This window comes from Microcoleus sp. LAD1_D5 (assembly GCF_036702115.1).
Taxonomy (GTDB): domain Bacteria; phylum Cyanobacteriota; class Cyanobacteriia; order Cyanobacteriales; family Microcoleaceae; genus Microcoleus.
Map to the genome: position 1 here is coordinate 16024 of NZ_JAUBSA010000038.1, position 16863 is coordinate 32886.

At 45.8% G+C, this 16863-nt stretch carries 11 protein-coding genes; 7 read left to right on the forward strand and 4 right to left on the reverse strand.

What is annotated here, in order from left to right; all coding sequences use genetic code 11:
* The first annotated feature begins 1128 nt into the window (after positions 1-1128).
* Positions 1129-2526, forward strand: coding sequence for a magnesium transporter (mgtE, locus tag QUA70_RS16895; RefSeq protein ID WP_333326620.1), 1398 nt, complete (start codon positions 1129-1131; stop codon positions 2524-2526).
* A gap of 127 nt (positions 2527-2653) precedes the next feature.
* Positions 2654-3577 (forward strand): hypothetical protein, encoded by a 924-nt coding sequence (locus QUA70_RS16900; RefSeq protein ID WP_333348821.1) that lies wholly within the window; start codon positions 2654-2656, stop codon positions 3575-3577.
* Positions 3578-3774: 197 nt separating this feature from the next.
* Here the strand turns inward: QUA70_RS16900 and QUA70_RS16905 are convergent, their stop codons facing one another.
* Positions 3775-4293 carry a hypothetical protein gene (locus QUA70_RS16905; protein ID WP_333348819.1) on the reverse strand — a complete coding sequence of 173 codons (519 nt, stop codon included), beginning with the start codon at positions 4291-4293 and terminating at the stop codon, positions 3775-3777.
* Positions 4294-4313: 20 nt separating this feature from the next.
* Complete coding sequence (locus QUA70_RS16910) at positions 4314-5396, reverse strand: ParM/StbA family protein (protein ID WP_333082516.1); 1083 nt, start codon at positions 5394-5396, stop codon at positions 4314-4316.
* Positions 5397-5801: 405 nt separating this feature from the next.
* Here QUA70_RS16910 and ftsH2 point away from each other — a divergent pair, with 405 nt between their 5' ends.
* The 5 genes from ftsH2 (at position 5802) to QUA70_RS16935 (ending at position 13947) form a co-directional block, all read left to right on the forward strand.
* Positions 5802-7688 carry an ATP-dependent zinc metalloprotease FtsH2 gene (gene ftsH2 / locus QUA70_RS16915; protein ID WP_333348817.1) on the forward strand — a complete coding sequence of 629 codons (1887 nt, stop codon included), beginning with the start codon at positions 5802-5804 and terminating at the stop codon, positions 7686-7688.
* Positions 7689-7821: 133 nt separating this feature from the next.
* Positions 7822-8235 (forward strand): hypothetical protein, encoded by a 414-nt coding sequence (locus tag QUA70_RS16920; RefSeq protein WP_333348816.1) that lies wholly within the window; start codon positions 7822-7824, stop codon positions 8233-8235.
* A 136-nt stretch (positions 8236-8371) separates the two neighbouring features.
* Positions 8372-9661 carry an aminopeptidase P N-terminal domain-containing protein gene (locus QUA70_RS16925; RefSeq protein ID WP_333348814.1) on the forward strand — a complete coding sequence of 430 codons (1290 nt, stop codon included), beginning with the start codon at positions 8372-8374 and terminating at the stop codon, positions 9659-9661.
* A 128-nt stretch (positions 9662-9789) separates the two neighbouring features.
* Positions 9790-12717, forward strand: coding sequence for a PAS domain S-box protein (locus tag QUA70_RS16930; protein WP_333348812.1), 2928 nt, complete (start codon positions 9790-9792; stop codon positions 12715-12717).
* Between the two features lie 6 nt (positions 12718-12723).
* On the forward strand, positions 12724-13947 hold the full coding sequence (locus QUA70_RS16935) for an ATP-binding protein (protein WP_333348810.1): 1224 nt from the start codon (positions 12724-12726) through the stop codon (positions 13945-13947).
* A 15-nt stretch (positions 13948-13962) separates the two neighbouring features.
* On the opposite strand, the gene QUA70_RS16940 is transcribed toward QUA70_RS16935, so the two are convergent.
* Complete coding sequence (locus QUA70_RS16940; RefSeq protein ID WP_333326639.1) at positions 13963-14544, reverse strand: HAD family hydrolase; 582 nt, start codon at positions 14542-14544, stop codon at positions 13963-13965.
* 104 nt (positions 14545-14648) lie between these two features.
* Positions 14649-16863, reverse strand: a 2215-nt coding sequence (locus tag QUA70_RS16945) for an AAA family ATPase (RefSeq protein ID WP_333410508.1), incomplete at its 5' end; no start/stop codon positions are given.

Sequence of the window (16863 nt, forward strand, 5' to 3'; positions counted from 1 at the left end):
GCAACAGAGCAAAGAGTTGAGCGTGACAACCCGTTAGCGGTAGGACAATCTTTAAACTTTATAACCCCTAAATAGAAATGTTAAATTGCACCGATAAAGAATGTTGTTTTTTAAACCCTAGCTATCTAACTAAATTTAGAGAGAGCGATGAGCCACATCTGTTCAGATTGTAAAGAGGTATTGTTTGCCAAAATTGGCGACAAAACCAATAGATTTGATGTTGGCGAACTTGACGGAGCATTTGATTCGAGCAGCAGTGGCAGTGTGTCATAAAGATTTATTTTGTAACTCAGAGGTATTTCACTCTTGTTGCAAAGTGCTGTAAGCTCGCTTGAAGCACCAATAACATGACCCTAGAGAAAAAAATAAAGATGGGGTAAAGAATACAACTGCTTAAGGAAAAGATACAAGTTTAAACATTTTGTAATAAAATTAAGAGCGCAAAGAATGTTTATCCCACAATACGCACATTGTTACACACCTTGTAATGTCACATCTGTTTTTTGAGAATTCTACATTATTATTCAGAGGCAATTTATGAATGTATCACGGGCCGAAAGTCGGGTGTAAAAGATGCGGTATCCGGAACAATCGATGCCTTCACCAGCGACGGGATGCTGTTAGTCCCAGAAGCGCTGAGACATGGTGTAACTCAAAGCCAATATTCTCTTATACCGCCGTAGCCTTTAACCTGCATTTCCTACGGCATAATCTTGCCAGCAAGCGACACTGAATGGAAAGAAACAGTCAATAATTTTATTCGCAATCAAAGTTCGACGAACCTGTTGGAAAAAGTGATCGGGCGCAATTCTCCTTTCCTACCAATGAGTGTCGCCGATCAAGATAAATGTATTTAATCCCCAATCGGCTAAGGTGCTTCGCGCGCACCCGATGGATAGGGTAATACTAAATCCGCGTTAAAAACCCCTTGCTCCGGCTGGACGATTGAAATCGCTCAAGAGTCAAACTTTCGTCCTCGCTGAGAGCGACTAAGAAACAAAGGGGTATTTAAGCCGGATTTCATATAAGCTGCGGATATTAAGTGTGATCACCACTGCAACCAGTAGCGTCAATAGGCTCTAAACTGGATTCAGGAAGGCGCGCAGCACAGGTTTAGGAGGGTCATCAGTGACAGAAAAAAATTATCAATCGTCTTCTCTACCAACCTACGCGCGAAAGGAACTGCGGGAATTAGTTCGATCGCAGTTAAGGGCCCTGTTGGAAGAAGGAGACTTTAAAGGAGCAAAAGCGATTTTGCACCCGGTGCAGGAAGCAGACATAGCTGAAGCTATCGAAGGTCTGCCAGAAACCATGCAAGTAATAGCTTTTCGTTTGCTTTCCAAAGACGAAGCGATCGCAGTTTACGAATATCTCGACTCCAGCGTTCAGCAGTCCCTCTGCGAAAAATTCAAACGCCAAGAAGTCATTGATATTGTAGACAAAATGTCCCCGGACGATCGAGCTAAACTGTTTGACGAACTGCCGGCAATATTAGTCCGTCGCCTGTTGGGTGAATTGAGCCCGACGGAACGCGAAGCTACGGCTCAACTTTTGGGTTACGAAGCCAGTACCGCCGGTCGGATCATGACCCCGGAATATATTTCTATGAAAGAAAGCTTTACCGTCGCCCAAGCTTTAGACCGAATTCGCTCTTTGGCTAGAACTACCGAAACAATTTATTCTCTTTACGTCACCGACGCCGGACGCAGCTTGACCGGTATTTTATCCCTGCGGGATTTAGTCACTTCCCCCCTCGACAAAACTGTCGGCGAAATTATGACCCGCGACGTAGTTTCTGTTCAAACAGGAACGGATCAAGAAGAAGTAGCTAGGCTGATCCAGCGTTACGATTTTTTAGCTGTGCCCGTTGTAGACCGCGAACAGCGGCTGGTCGGGATCATTACAGTTGACGACGCGATCGACATCTTAGAACAAGAAGCAGCCAAAGATATTTATACCTTGGGCGGCGTCCAGTCCGGCGGCGACAATTATTTTCAGACCGATTTAATCACCGTTGCCCGGAAAAGAGTCGTGTGGCTGTTTGTTCTGCTTTTAACTAATACTGTCACCGGCGCAATTATTAGAGCTCAAGAAGATATTTTGAACCAAGTAGTCGCCTTAGCAGCCTTTATTCCCCTGCTGACTGGCACTGGAGGCAATGTCGGAGCTCAGTCCTCAACTGTTGTAATTCGCGGTTTGAACACTGATGAAATTACAGCAATGGGCCCGTTTCAAGTAATTATTCGGGAGGGGATGGCGGGAGCGCTGCTAGGAGCTATATTGGGGACTGTAGCGACGGGCTGGGCTTATACTCTGCAAGGGAGTTTAGAAGTGGCACTCGCGGTGGGAGTGAGTTTGTTTGCGATCGCAATTTTAGCTTCTATTGCCGGTTCAGCTCTGCCGTTTCTATTTCGTTCTTTGGGTTTAGACCCCGCTTTAATGTCTGCTCCTTTTATTACCACCGCAGTTGATGTCCTCGGGGTCTTGATTTATTTCACTTTAGCTCGACAAATTTTGCAGCTTTAATATATTTAAGTAGATTGGCATCAATAAAAAAACCATAGTAATTTTAAATTCGGTGATGTACAGCCTCCCAATGACTGATGACCAATGACCAATGCCCAATTCCCAATTCCCAATTCCCAATTAAGCTATGTCATCATCCAATTCACCAACGAAAATCCAAAATCCCACGTCCAGCAATTTGTTAGAAACTGCTGAATTGGTTTTTCTTGCTGCCTCTGCTGTGGGATTGGCTGCTAGTTTGGTTTGGGGGCAGAGCGTTTATGCTCAAGTGCCTGTGGTGATTTCGTTGGTGTTGAATTTTGTGAACCGGCAGAAGCTGCACAGGCAAGTTAAAGCAAGTACGGCGGCTACGTTCGATCGGGTAAATCAACAAGCAGCTACTACCGATCGCGCGATCGAGCAATTGCAACTTGCTGTAAATGCTTTAGACGAAGCTCTTGCTCAAACATCTCGCGAAAATCTCAATGTTGGGCCTGGAGAAAACGTACACTCTCTAATTTCAGCAATTGAGAACCTGCGCCAGCGACTAATAATTTTAGAAAAAACTATTAAAATGATTCAAAGCGAGATCGAACTCACCAGCCGCCAATTCAAACAGCGACCAGAGTTGCAACAAGTCGAAACTTTGACAACAATAATTCTGGACTTGCAGCAGTTTATCAACGAACTGCCACAGTGGGGCAATTTGCAGCAGCGACAGCTAACAGAACTTCAGCAAAAAGTAGACAATGCTTTGGCTCAGCTATCTGAAGAAATTGCTGTGATTCCCAACCGCGTGCAGGAGGCGGTAGCCCATCGGGGTGGGGAAATTAGCCCACAGTTGGGTTCTGGTTTGAATGGCGAGCAAAAGAATGGTTATCGGCCTAAAACCCCGAATGAGAAAATTCGCCAGAAATATCCCAGAGCTTATGTCAAGTGGAGTCAGGATGAAGACGAAAATTTGAAGAAAGAATATGCTAGCGGTCAACAAATGGACGAATTAGCTCAGAGATTTCAGCGACAGCCTAGTGCCATTCGTTCGCGCTTACAAAAATTAGGATTAATCGAATAATGGTAATTGGTAATTTGTAATTTGTAACCACAGAAAACAGTCAACAGTCAACAGTCAACTGACAACTGACAAATAACAAAGCGATCGCCCTTTTTTTTCAAAAGAGCGATCGCTTTGTTTCTGTATTCAGTACCTGCTGCCAACAGCAGACCACTAACATCACATCTCAAGGCTTTTTAGCCTTGGTCTACCTCATTTTAGAAATCTTGGGGTAACAAAGAACTTAAACGCTCCAACAAAGGATCGGAATTCCGAGGAGGAGCAACCTCAGCGTCAGACACTACATTATCATCCGCCACAGACTCAGACTCAATCGGGCCAGGCTCTACTACTTTTGAAACTTGGGCAAAAGAAACTTGAGCAAACTTACTGTTAACACTCCCCTGCAACTGATCCAACTGTGCGCCCAGTTGACTCAGGTGATGTTCCAGTCCCTCCAAACGGCTTAATTCCTCTGCCGAAACATTGTGCTCAAACTCAGCAAATTTGACCACAAGTTCAGCAATACGCTGTTCCAACCGCTGAAAGCTCTGTGTAGAGCTAGTAGACTCAGATACAGACAAAAACTGCCACAAAGCTTGCTTGCAGAGATTGCTGAAAGTCTGATACTTCGTGAAAGCCAACTCTTTTTCAATAGCGGCCAGCAAAGTTTGATCCGCAGCATCTTCCGTAAACGCCACCGAGAAATTCGCCTTATTTTTTGCCCACAGTGCCATAGGGTTCAAGCCTTAATGCGTTACTTTATCGTGGCTAGCTGAGCCTCAGCATAAATAAACTGTCCCAAAGCATTAGCTTTCCGAGAAGGCTGAGCCAAGTGAGCCTTAAGATTGGCGTCTTTAAGCAAAGGTTGCAACACCTCCCAGAAAAACTCGCCGCCACCGCCAGTCAGAACCACATCCGTCACCCGTTCCGGCAGCCACTGCACCAAACGTTCGGACAGTTCATTAGCGAAAGCCTCCCGCAAATCCTTAATAATCGGATCTAAATTAGTCGGCTTAGTCGCTCCTCTGGGACGGTAAAAACGCTGGCCCTCGGGTTTATTCACTGCTTCCAGTAAAGACAGAGATTGAGGGTCTGCTCCCGGAATCTTTGAGGCAACTTGTTCGTAGAACTTGTTCATTGCGAAGGAATCGCTCTTAGAAGCCGCCCGGGCGAACCGGAAACGATCGACCATTAACAAATCGGTAGTTTGGTGTCCGATATCAACAACAGCCACCGACAGTTCCGGCAATTCCGGCGTAAACTCCTTGTTATCTTGAGCCTCGCACCAAATCAGGCTGCCGAACCCTTCCGGCATCACCCAAACGTGACTGATGTTAATATCCACACGCTCGCCCCGGTACACCACAACGTGGGGAGAGCGCAGTTGGCTGATAATCTCTTCCTTTTCCTTCTCAAACTGATCCTGCGAATAAAACGGCAAACCTAGCACAACTGCTATTTCGCCCTTCATCTGGAAATATCCTGCACAGGAAAAGACCTTAACCAAAGCATCTACTACTTTCGACTGGTCAGCGCCACCGAGATTAGCGCCAAAATCTGCTGCCAATTGACCTATAGCGTAACCCCTGCCCTGGTACTCCAGCCACATATCCAACAGAGGGTCTGTTGCTTTGGACTCAAAGCTGCCACCCCGCACCTTTTCCACGGGCATAGTAGCCACGTTGGCAGGGATGAAAACAACGCTACTCGGGTTGCGACTCACGCAAGCTTTAGTTGCCGTCCGACCCAAATCAGCACTAATAATCGATTTGTTAGAAGCGACTTTAGTCTGCTGGGTCAGCATAGCCGAATTAGGAACAAGCTGTCTAGTTGTCATTGAAATGTGTTACCTCACTGAGCCTCACCATTATCATGCCTTATCCCTTGACACTGCCACGCTTAAAGACAGTGGGTGAAAGCGGCGATTCTTCTAACTCTACCTAGATCGGTATCGAAATCAGCACCAAACATTATATTCGGGACGATCGCCCTTAATTGATTTTAGATTTTAGATTTTAGATTTTAGATTTTAGAGGCGACAACAGGGGCCGCGGTCCGGGGGCTTGTACCCTGGATGGTTTCGGTCGAGGAGTATTCTCGATCGATCGCGGCAATACGGCCTGTTGCCTGAGAGTGCATTGTTAAGTTAAATTTAGTTAAGATTCTGAGTGTAAACTTTTGTCGCACTTCTCCCACACCGCGATCTTACCCGATCTGTCCCCAATTCAAGGCATCCTCATTTATGAAAATTTCTTGGCGAACTATACTACTTTGGACTTTACCCGCCTTAGTCATCGGCTTTTTCTTGTGGCAGGGGGCCTTTGCCCCATCCCCCGCAGAAATGAGCAAGAACACCGCCAGCACCCGCCTGAGCTACGGTCGATTCTTAGATTACTTAAACGCCGGTCGAGTGACCAGCGTTGACCTTTACGACGGAGGTCGGACGGCTATTGTCCTAGCAGTCGATCCCGAACTGGACAATCACGAGCAGCGGTGGCGGGTAGACTTGCCCTCAAATGCCCCGGAACTGGTTTCTAGGCTCAGAGACTCCAAAATCAGCTTCGACACTCACCCACTACGCAACGACGGTGCTGTCTGGGGACTTTTAGGCAATCTAGTGTTTCCCCTCTTGTTAGTAGGAGGGCTGTTTTTCCTCTTCCGCCGCGGTGGCAACGTTCCCGGCGGCCCGGGCCAAGCCATGAACTTTGGCAAATCCAAAGCTCGCTTTCAAATGGAAGCTAAAACAGGCGTACTGTTCGACGACGTAGCAGGCGTTGAGGAAGCCAAAGAAGAACTACAAGAAGTAGTGACATTCCTCAAAAAACCCGAACGCTTCACCGCAGTCGGGGCGAAGATTCCCAAAGGCGTGCTGCTAGTTGGCCCTCCCGGAACCGGTAAAACCCTGCTGGCAAAAGCGATCTCAGGCGAAGCTGGCGTGCCTTTCTTCAGCATATCGGGTTCGGAATTTGTCGAAATGTTCGTCGGTGTCGGCGCTTCCCGCGTCCGCGACTTGTTCAAGAAAGCTAAAGAAAATGCTCCTTGCATCATCTTTATCGATGAAATCGATGCAGTGGGCCGCCAGCGTGGCGCCGGTATCGGTGGCGGTAACGACGAACGGGAACAAACCCTCAACCAGTTGCTGACCGAAATGGACGGTTTTGAGGGCAATACTGGGATTATCATCATTGCTGCCACGAACCGCCCCGACGTGCTCGACTCAGCGTTGCTGCGTCCGGGACGTTTTGACCGCCAAGTTAGCGTAGATACGCCGGATATCAAGGGCAGGTTGGAAATTTTGGAAGTGCACGCGCGCAACAAGAAGCTGTCTGCAGAGATTTCTTTGGACGCCATCGCCCGTCGTACTCCTGGTTTTACCGGCGCTGATTTGGCTAACTTGCTCAACGAAGCGGCTATTTTAACCGCCCGCCGCCGCAAAGAAGCGATTACGATGCTCGAAGTTGACGATGCAGTCGATCGCGTGGTAGCAGGTATGGAAGGCACTCCTTTGGTGGACAGCAAGAGCAAGCGCTTGATTGCTTACCACGAAATCGGCCACGCGATCGTCGGTACAATCATTCAAGCCCACGATCCAGTTCAAAAAGTTACCTTAGTTCCTCGCGGACAGGCCCGCGGCTTGACTTGGTTCATGCCCAGCGAAGACCAAGGTTTGATTTCTCGATCGCAAATTTTAGCTCGGATTAGCGGTGCTTTGGGTGGCCGCGCAGCCGAAGAAGTAGTTTTCGGCGATGCCGAAGTAACCACCGGTGCCGGCAACGACTTGCAGCAAGTCAGCGGTATGGCGCGCCAAATGGTGACTCGCTATGGGATGTCTACCTTGGGCCCGATCGCCCTGGAAGCTCAGCAAAGCGAAATTTTCCTCGGCCGCGACTACACAGCGCGATCGGAATATTCCGAAGAAATAGCCTCTCGGATTGACGGACAAGTTCGATCGATTGTCGATCACTGCTACGAGGACGCGCGCCGAATTATTCGCGAAAATCGCACCGTGATCGATCGCTTAGTCGATTTGTTGATCGAAAAAGAAACCATCGACGGCGAAGAGTTGCGCCTAATCGTCTCTGAATACACTTTTGTTCCTGAAAAAGAACAATACGTTCCTCAGCTTTAAGACTTGTTTAAAAAGTAGGGACACGGTACTGCCGTGTCTTTAAAAAGTAGGGACGCAACACTATTGCCACGTCCCTACTTTTTTATTAAACTGTCAATAATATTAAACCGCCCCTAAACGCCAATTAACGCAGATGAATACTACATTGGCCCTACATACTAAGAATTCGCCATTTTTTTTATTAATAGCAGCTTTTATTTGTGTTGGTGTCAATACTTTGAGCGCCCGCGCCGAAAAATTAAGATGTTTTGTAGATATTTGCATCGACTCCAGCAGCGTTGAATTAAGCAAATCCGAGATGCCCGGTGCTCCCTCTTATCCAGTCAGAACTATTTTAGTAACTCAACAGTTTAGTAACGATAAATTGTTGGCGCAAATGGAAGTTGACTGCAAGCAACGACAGTTGAGAACTGTCAGAGTTAGCCAAGATGGCGAAAATTGGTCGAATTTCGATCCGAGATGGACTTTAGTCGATGGCAACTCATCTTTGTCTCGGCTAGTTGACTATACTTGTAAATTGGCGATCGCAGAACAAGAGAATAAATAAGTAGACCAAGAAAAAAAACAGATCGCCTATATCTTCAACCCTTGCCCCTGGCGGGTGCAAGTTTGACAGCGCTTGAAACCGCCGAGTGTTAATATTACACTCAATCTAAAATCTAAAATCTAAAATCTAAAATCGGATGACAAACCCCACCGAATACCGACAAAGACGCGAACAGTTAATGGCAAAAATTGGCAGCGGGACGGCGATATTTCGCAGCGCGCCCGCAGCCGTCATGCACAACGATGTAGAATACGCATACAGACAAGATAGCGATTTTTTCTACTTGACCGGTTTCAACGAAGCTGCGGCGGTAGCAGTGCTCGCACCGCACCACGAAGAACACAAATTTGTTTTGTTTGTGCAGCCAAAAGACTTGGAAAAAGAAACTTGGCACGGTTATCGCGCCGGAGTAGAAGGCGCTAAGGAATTGTACGGCGCGGATGAAGCTTTCCCGATTAATGAACTTGCCGAAAAACTGCCGAAATATTTAGAAAAAGCCGATCGCATATACTATCACTTCGGGCGCGATCGTACTTTCGACCAAACAGTCCTCCATCACTGGCAGCGCTTGATGGCAACCTATCCGAAACGCGGCACAGGCCCGACAGCAATCGAAGATTCCAACATTATTTTACACCCGATGCGGCTGGTGAAAAGCGAAACAGAATTAGCATTAATGCGAAAAGCTGCTAATATCTCAGTTGCAGCGCACAACCGCGCCCAAGAATTCGCTAAACCGGGCAGATACGAATATGAAATTCAAGCTGAAATAGAACATACTTTTGGCTTAAATGGCTGCACTCCCGCTTACCCTTCAATTGTTGCATCCGGTTACAATTCTTGCGTCCTACACTACATCGAAAACAACCGACAAATGCAGGAAAACGATTTGTTGCTAATAGATGCCGGTTGTGCTTGCGACTACTACAACGCTGATATTACTCGCACGTTTCCTGTTAGTGGCAAATTTACAGCCGAACAACAGATAATTTATGACTTAGTTTTGCAAGCACAATTGCAGGCAATTAGTCAAGTATATCCGGGAAATCCTTACAGCAAAATTCATGAAACAGCAGTGCGCGTTTTGGTGGAAGGTTTAATGGATTTAAAACTTTTGGTGGGGGACATTGAAGAGATAATTAAAGAAGAGAAATACAAGCCATTTTATATGCACCGCACTGGTCATTGGCTGGGATTGGACGTGCACGATGTCGGCGTTTATCAGTACGGCGACAATCCCCAAGTTTTGCAGGCCGGACAAGTGCTGACGGTGGAACCAGGGATTTATATTTCTCCTTATATTAAACCCGTGGAAGGACAGCCGGAGGTTCCTGAAAAATGGCGCGGTATTGGCGTGAGAATTGAAGATGATGTTTTGGTGACATTGGAAAGTCATGAAGTCTTGACGGCGGGAGTTTTTAAATAAAGGAAAAGTACAAGGCTTTCGGCCGAAGTCAAGAAAGATTGACTAATTAAGTTAGCAGTGAAGGCTTGAGCTTTGTTAGTATTGGCTTGAAAAAGCTCAAGTCCGCAACTGCCAAACAAAGAGCGCTTATGTGTATTGATCCTACCAAGATCGATCGACCTCTGGAAACCTGCGAAGCATTAGTAGCAGAGCAAAAAGCAAAAGTTCGGCAACTCGAAGAGCATTTGCACCAGCAGAGAGAATTGTGCCAGAAATTAGAAGCACAACTCAAAGCAGTCGAAAATGCTGGCTTTTCGGGTTCGGCAACTGAATTTGATATCACCGAGGACGATCGGATTCAGTTAATCGCATCTCTGGAAAAAAGCCAGGAAATGTACCGAACTCTCATCAAACATTATCCGAATGGTTCGGTGTTTTTGTTCGATCGCGATTTGCGCTATACTCTGGTTGACGGCCAAGGTTTGGCAGTAGTTGGTTTGTCCAAAGAACTGTTGGAAGGCAAAACATTGTGGGAAGTATCGCCACCTGAAGATTTGCCACTTTTTGAGACTACATATCGCGCGGCTTTGGCAGGAAAAGAGAATACTTTTGAATATAAATACCGCGATCGCGTTTATTCAACAACAATTGCTCCAGTCAAAAACGACCGGGAAGAAATTTTTGCGGGCATGGTCGTTACTCAAGATATTACTGAAAAAAAACAGGCAGAAATAGCGCTGGAAGAAATCACAAATCAGCTAGAAATTAAATATCAAAAGCGCACTGAAGACTTGAAAACAGCCAACGATCAATTGCAGGAAGAAATTCTCTCTCGCTGGCGCGCCGAAAAAGCTCTGCGGGAAAGCCAGGAACAGCTAGAATTGTTTTTCTCTCAATCTTTAGATGGTTTTTTCTTTATGATGCTGGACGAACCAGTGCACTGGGACGATACAGTTGACAAAGAAAAAGTCTTGGATTACGTATTTGCTAACGGGCGGGTAACGAAGGCAAATGATGCTTTGATAGCTCAATACGGAGGTATTAGGGAACAGTTTATTGGCCGCACGCTTGACTCTTTATTCTCCCACAACTTTACTGGCTGCAGAGAGATAATCAAGCAATTTTTTGATGAAGGCAGAATTCATATCGAAAATGACAATCGCAAGTTTGACGGGGATCTAATTTGGGTGGAAGGCGACTATATTTGCATTTACGATTCCCACGGCAGAATCGTGGGCTATTTTGGCGTGCAGCGCGATATTAGCGATCGCAAAAAAGCAGAAGCAACCCTCAGAGATAGCGAAGAACGCTTTCGGGCAACCGTCGAACAAGCGGCAGTCGGCATTACCCACCCTGACCAAACAGGCCGCTATTTGCGAGTCAATCAAAAATTCTGCGAGATAGTGGGATATAGTGCGAGCGAACTGCTGTCGCGAACTTGGATGGACGTTACTTACCCAGAAGATATAGATGCAGATTTAGAACACAATAAGCAATTATTTGCCGGGGAAATTGACAGTTTTAAAATGGAAAAACGCTTGCTGCACAAAGACGGCACTGTAGTTTGGGTAAATATTACAGTATCGCTAATCAAAGAACCCCTGAGCGGGGCAATTTACAATGTAGTAGTGACAGAAGATATTAGCGATCGCAAAAAAACAGAAGCAGCGCTGAAAGAAAGCGAAGAAAGGTTCCGACAGCTAGCAGAAAACATTGAAAGCGTGTTTTGGATGGTAGGCATTCAACCCCAGGAAATTATTTATATCAGTCCGGGTTACGAAAAGATTTGGGGCAGAAGCTGCGCTGATTTGTATGCTAACGGGCGCTTTTTTGCAGATTCCCTCTATCCAGAAGATCGCGAGCGGGTTATTGCTAATTTAACTAGAAAAATCGAGTATGAAGACGAGATAGAATATCGCATTGTCAGGCCGGACGGCAAAATTCGCTGGATTCGCGATCGGGCTTTTCCGATTATAAATCAATCTGGTAAAGTTTACCGCATCGTGGGCATTGCAGTAGATATTACCGCACGCAAACACGCAGAAAAAACCATCCAGGAAAATGAAGAACGCTTCCGCCAGTTAGCCGAAAATATCCAAGATTCCTTCTGGCTAATGTCTGCTGAATTCACAGATTTATTGTATCTGAGTCCAGCTTACGAACAAATTTGGGGGCGCAGTCGCGAAGAATTGTATGCTGATCCCTTAAAAATGATGGAGTGGGTGCATCCAGAAGATAAACGCCTGTTGGAAGAGGCAATGGGGCGAGTGTTGCAGGGCGAGTCCACCAATACCGAATATCGGATTTTTCTGCCAGACGGCACAATTCGCTGGGTGTGCGATCGAGCTTTTCCCATTTACGACGAATCGAGCAAAATTTACCGCATCGCGGGTATTGCCGAAGATATCAGCGATCGCAAATTTAGCGAAGCCCGCATTCAAGCAGCACTCCGCGAAAAAGAAGTATTGCTCAAAGAAATTCACCACCGAGTCAAAAATAATATGCAGGTAATTTCCAGCCTGCTGCAACTTCAAGCTCAATATATTGAAGACGAAGCGACGCTAACTTTATTTGAAGAAAGCCAGACTCGCATCCATTCAATGGCTCTGATTCACGAGCAACTTTATCAATCCGAAAATCTCGATCACATCGCCCTGTCTCCCTACGTCGAAAACTTGGTTGCTAATTTGTATCAATCTTTTGGTTGCGGCAACACTTCAATCAAATTTAATCTCACAATTGACCCCATTTCTTTAAACATAGAAACAGCAATTCCGTGCGGTTTAATTATTAACGAACTGGTTTCTAACTCTTTAAAATATGCCTTTGGCTCTAATTTAGATGGTGAAATAACTATTGACTTTCATGAAATAAATTACCACCAATTTCATTTAACTATTCAAGATAACGGTTGCGGATTTCCGGCGGATTTTGACGTGGAAAATACTGAAACATTAGGGTTGCGATTAGTGAAAATGTTGGCTTCCCAATTAGAGGCGACTATTGCCATTGACAGTCAGCGTGGAACCTGCTACACTCTAATTTTCCAAGAGTTAAATTATCGGCAGCGTATTTAACGAAAAATGAACCCTATACAAATTTTGGTTGTAGAAGACGAAGTTATTGTAGCTCAAGACATAGCAGGTCGATTAAAAAAACTGGGATATGCAGTAACAGCTACAGTTTCTTCAGGAGAAGAAGCAATTCAAAAAGCGATAGAAAACCCGCCCGACTTAGTGTTGATGGATATCGTGCTTAAAGGTGACATGGACGGGGTAACAGCAGCCGAGAAAATCCGAACTAATAGGAATGTGCCGACAGTATTTTTAACAGCTTATGCCGACGATCAAACGCTGCAAAGAGCGAAACTTACAGACCCATTCGGTTATATTATCAAACCATTTCAACAAAATGATTTGCGGGTGGCGATCGAGATTGCCATGCACAGACACGAAATCGAAACCAAGATGCGAGAATCTCTCAAAGCAGCAGAAGCAGTCAGAGAGTCGGTGGAAGAAAAATCGTACCGCCAAAACCAGTATATTTCCATGGCCGCTCACGAATTGCGCAACCCGCTCAACGCGATTTTAATCTCTGCGGAACTTCTCGAGCGAACTCGCAGCAGTGACGAATCCCAAGTTAGAACCCTGCGACTGGTGCACTCAGCTACCCAAAAGATGAACCAGCTAATCGACGATATGCTGTTCATGGGTCGAGCAGAATCAGGCCAACTCAAATGCAATCCATTACCGATAAATTTAGTCGAATTTTGTCAAGACTTGCTCGCTCAATTGCAGTTAGGAAATGAAGCCAAACACAAACTAACATTAATCCCGTCCGATGTTACCAGCGCGATGTTAGATCAACAATTGCTGCACGGCATTATTTCTAACTTAATCGTCAACGCCATCAAATATTCCCCAAACGGCGGGCAAGTCACGTTGGAATTGGAATGCCGTCTAGCAGGCGAGGGAGACAAAGAACCTATTTTCTGCTTGTCTCCTCAGTGTTTGTTTCCAAATTCCCAATTTACAAATATTAGCTCTCCCTTACTAATTATGCGTATCCGAGACGAAGGTATCGGCATCCCAGAAACTGAAGTAGGGAAAATATTTGAAATGTTTTACCGCTGCAAAAATACGGGAAAGATTAAAGGTAATGGTTTGGGATTAACCATTGTTAAAAAAGCTGTGGAATTGCAAGGAGGGGCGATCGCCTGCGAAAGCAAAATGGGCGTGGGTACAACCTTCACAGTCGCCCTTCCTTACGTCGCACTTTCCTGTAAGACTCCACGATCAACAACTTAAATACCACTACAAACATTAATCAAAGTGTGGCAAAATCCACTCCACCGCCACCGCTAAATTTGCTGCAATAAAATCTGGTTTAGTATGGTGCTGATACTCCCCACTCAACACGCTTTCTCCGTAACCAGTCTGCACCAAAATACCAGTACATCCGGCATTGTGAGCCATATCAACATCAGTCGCTTTATCCCCCACCATAAAACTATTTCGCAAATCTAAATCCTGTTCCCAAGCGGCCGCTACCAACATCCCCGTATTTGGTTTTCGCCACGTTGTATACCGCGTAAATTCTGGGTTGGTTCCGCCTTCTGCTGCGCTTAAATAAGGACAATAATAAAGAGCATCTAACTTTGCTCCGGCTTCATTTTCTAATAACTGACAAAGGCGTTTGTGCAAAGCTTCTACGTGGCTAACCGGGTAATAACCCCTCGCCGGGCCCGATTGATTGGAAACCAAACAGCAAAATATTTTTTTGTCATTTAAACGGCGTACAGCTTGGGCTACTCCGGGGATTAAATGCAAATCTTCAACTTTGTGGATGTAGCCCGCTTCGATATTGAGAACGCCATCTCTGTCAAGAAATACTGCTCGTTTCATTGTTGTATTGTTTTTGATATAATTCGGCGATTGAAATCGCGTCTACACAAACAAAGTCCGCCTGCGCGGAGTGAAGATAAGAAATGCAAATCTAGGTAAACTCATCATTCTAAAATAGATTGTTTTCCCAGCCATTCGCGGAAACTATCATGATACAAACTATAGCAAATTTCTCTTCCGGTTTCCTGCTTATTTAAGAACTCGATCCAATTGTCTAACGTTTTTTCTACATCGTATTCATCCTGATCAATTATATTGGATATCGCACTTACAGACAAACCTGTTGGGGGTTTTACCAAAACATTCAGCACAGCCAAGTCAACTGCCGATAAGCCATCACCTGTCATCCGCAGCCAGTGGTTTTGATAATACGCTGCTAAACCGGGAGGAAGTTCAGGGAAAAGTGAGGGCTCTCCCAGATTAGCATCGGGGCGTGAATTCTCGCCGATCGCCCTTAGCATCTGACTCAGATACATGAAATTGTTTTCGCTGACAGTGGCGAGTTGTTGGCAGAATTCGGGTTTAGTTAAATCCGGCGCGGTTGATAGGTATTGCTGAATGTAGTTCAGGGCATCTTCGCGATTTTGGGCGGGATAATCTCTTAAATCGAGAGTTTGAGAGGGGGTTTCAATTAACAAACCGGATTTCTCTCTCAAAAACGGGCGGCGGGCGAGGATAAAATAAGTACGATCGCCCAAATATCTCGGCAGATAAAACAGATTTGAGCTGGGAGGCTGACTCGTGCGGGCGATCGCGTCTACAGAATCAATGACTATTATCAACTTTGGGCGATGACGTGCCGTCTCGCAAGCTACGTTTAATTTATCGCTAATTTGCTGAAGCAACCAAGACAGAAACCAACTCCCATCCTGGGATTCGATATTTTGAAGTTGAGATTTGAGATTGAGGATTTCCGATGTTTCCCCATTGGCGGCAAGGTATTTGTCAATCAGTTGAGTGCAGACAGAAGCGAGAAAATCTTCAGCTCGATTTTTGCCTTCAACGGCAGCGTTGTAATAGATACTGCGAGGATGGGCCCTGACATATTGGGCGAGGATGGAACTTTTGCCGCAGCCGGGAGTGCCGACAATTGTGAAATAACCGCGGCTGTGGGAGTCCAGAAAGTCGGATATCGCAGAAAAAACAAATTTGCGCCCTGCAAAATTCTCGGTTTTTTCTAGCAGGAGTTGCTGAAATTCTGGTGGGTAAGAATCGGTAGAGATGGGAGTTGGCAGAGGTGAGGAATTCGTTAGTTCCTCCATCCCTTCTAGCCGCAGGAAATATACGCGGCCAGATTGGTCGCCTGCTACAATTGTGACTCCATCGGGGGCGATGGCGCAAGATGCGATCTGGCTTTCACCTGTGAAACTAGCAATGATATTTCCATTCGACAAATCCCAGACTTTGAGGGTGTTGTCCCACGAACCAGAAATCGCCCGCTTGCCATCAGCCGTGACGGCGACTGCTTTTACCGACTTGCTGTGACCATTGAGAGTAAACTGTTCCTTTCGAGTTGTTAAATCCCAGACTTTGAGGGTGTTGTCATCTGAACCAGAAATCGCCCGCTTGCCATCAGCAGTGACGGCTACTGCATTTACCGAACGGGTGTGACCATTGAGAGTAAACAGTTCCTTTCGAGTTGTTAAATCCCAGACTTTGATGGTTTTGTCAATTGAACCAGAAATCGCCCGCTTGCCATCAGCAGTGACGGCTACTGCATTTACCGAACTGGTGTGACCATTGAGAGTAAACTGTTCCTTTCGAGTTGTTAAATCCCAGACTTTGATGGTTTTGTCAATTGAACCAGAAATCGCCCGCTTGCCATCAGCAGTGACGGCTACTGCATTTACCCAGTCTGTGTGACCATTGAGAGTAAACTGTTCCTTTCGAGTTGTTAAATCCCAAACTTTGATGGTTTTGTCAATTGAACCAGAAATCGCCTGCTTGCCATCAGCAGTGACGGCTACTGCATTTACCGAACGGGTGTGACCATTGAGAGTAAACAGTTCCTTTCGAGTTGTTAAATCCCAGACTTTGATGGTTTTGTCAATTGAACCAGAAATCGCCCGCTTGGCATCAGCAGTGACGGCTACTGCATTTACCGAACTGGTGTGATTATTGAGAGTAAACTGTTCCTTTCGAGTTGTTAAATCCCAGACTTTGATGGTTTTGTCAATTGAACCAGAAATCACCCGCTTGCCATCAGCAGTGACGGCTACTGCATATACCGAACTGGTGTGACCATTGAGAGTAAACTGTTCCTTTCGAGTTGTTAAATCCCAAACTTTGATGGTTTTGTCAATTGAACCAGAAATCGCC

What these genes read in the sequence shown, in the direction of transcription:
- QUA70_RS16905 (WP_333348819.1), bottom strand. Translation starts at nt 4,293, where the DNA reads ATGGCACTGTGGGCAAAAAATAAGGCGAATTTCTCGGTGGCGTTTACG.
- QUA70_RS16930 (WP_333348812.1), top strand. Translation starts at nt 9,790, where the DNA reads ATGTGTATTGATCCTACCAAGATCGATCGACCTCTGGAAACCTGCGAA.
- QUA70_RS16910 (WP_333082516.1), bottom strand. Translation starts at nt 5,396, where the DNA reads ATGACAACTAGACAGCTTGTTCCTAATTCGGCTATGCTGACCCAGCAG.
- QUA70_RS16940 (WP_333326639.1), bottom strand. Translation starts at nt 14,544, where the DNA reads ATGAAACGAGCAGTATTTCTTGACAGAGATGGCGTTCTCAATATCGAA.
- QUA70_RS16900 (WP_333348821.1), top strand. Translation starts at nt 2,654, where the DNA reads ATGTCATCATCCAATTCACCAACGAAAATCCAAAATCCCACGTCCAGC.
- QUA70_RS16935 (WP_333348810.1), top strand. Translation starts at nt 12,724, where the DNA reads ATGAACCCTATACAAATTTTGGTTGTAGAAGACGAAGTTATTGTAGCT.
- ftsH2 (WP_333348817.1), top strand. Translation starts at nt 5,802, where the DNA reads ATGAAAATTTCTTGGCGAACTATACTACTTTGGACTTTACCCGCCTTA.
- QUA70_RS16925 (WP_333348814.1), top strand. Translation starts at nt 8,372, where the DNA reads ATGACAAACCCCACCGAATACCGACAAAGACGCGAACAGTTAATGGCA.
- QUA70_RS16920 (WP_333348816.1), top strand. Translation starts at nt 7,822, where the DNA reads ATGAATACTACATTGGCCCTACATACTAAGAATTCGCCATTTTTTTTA.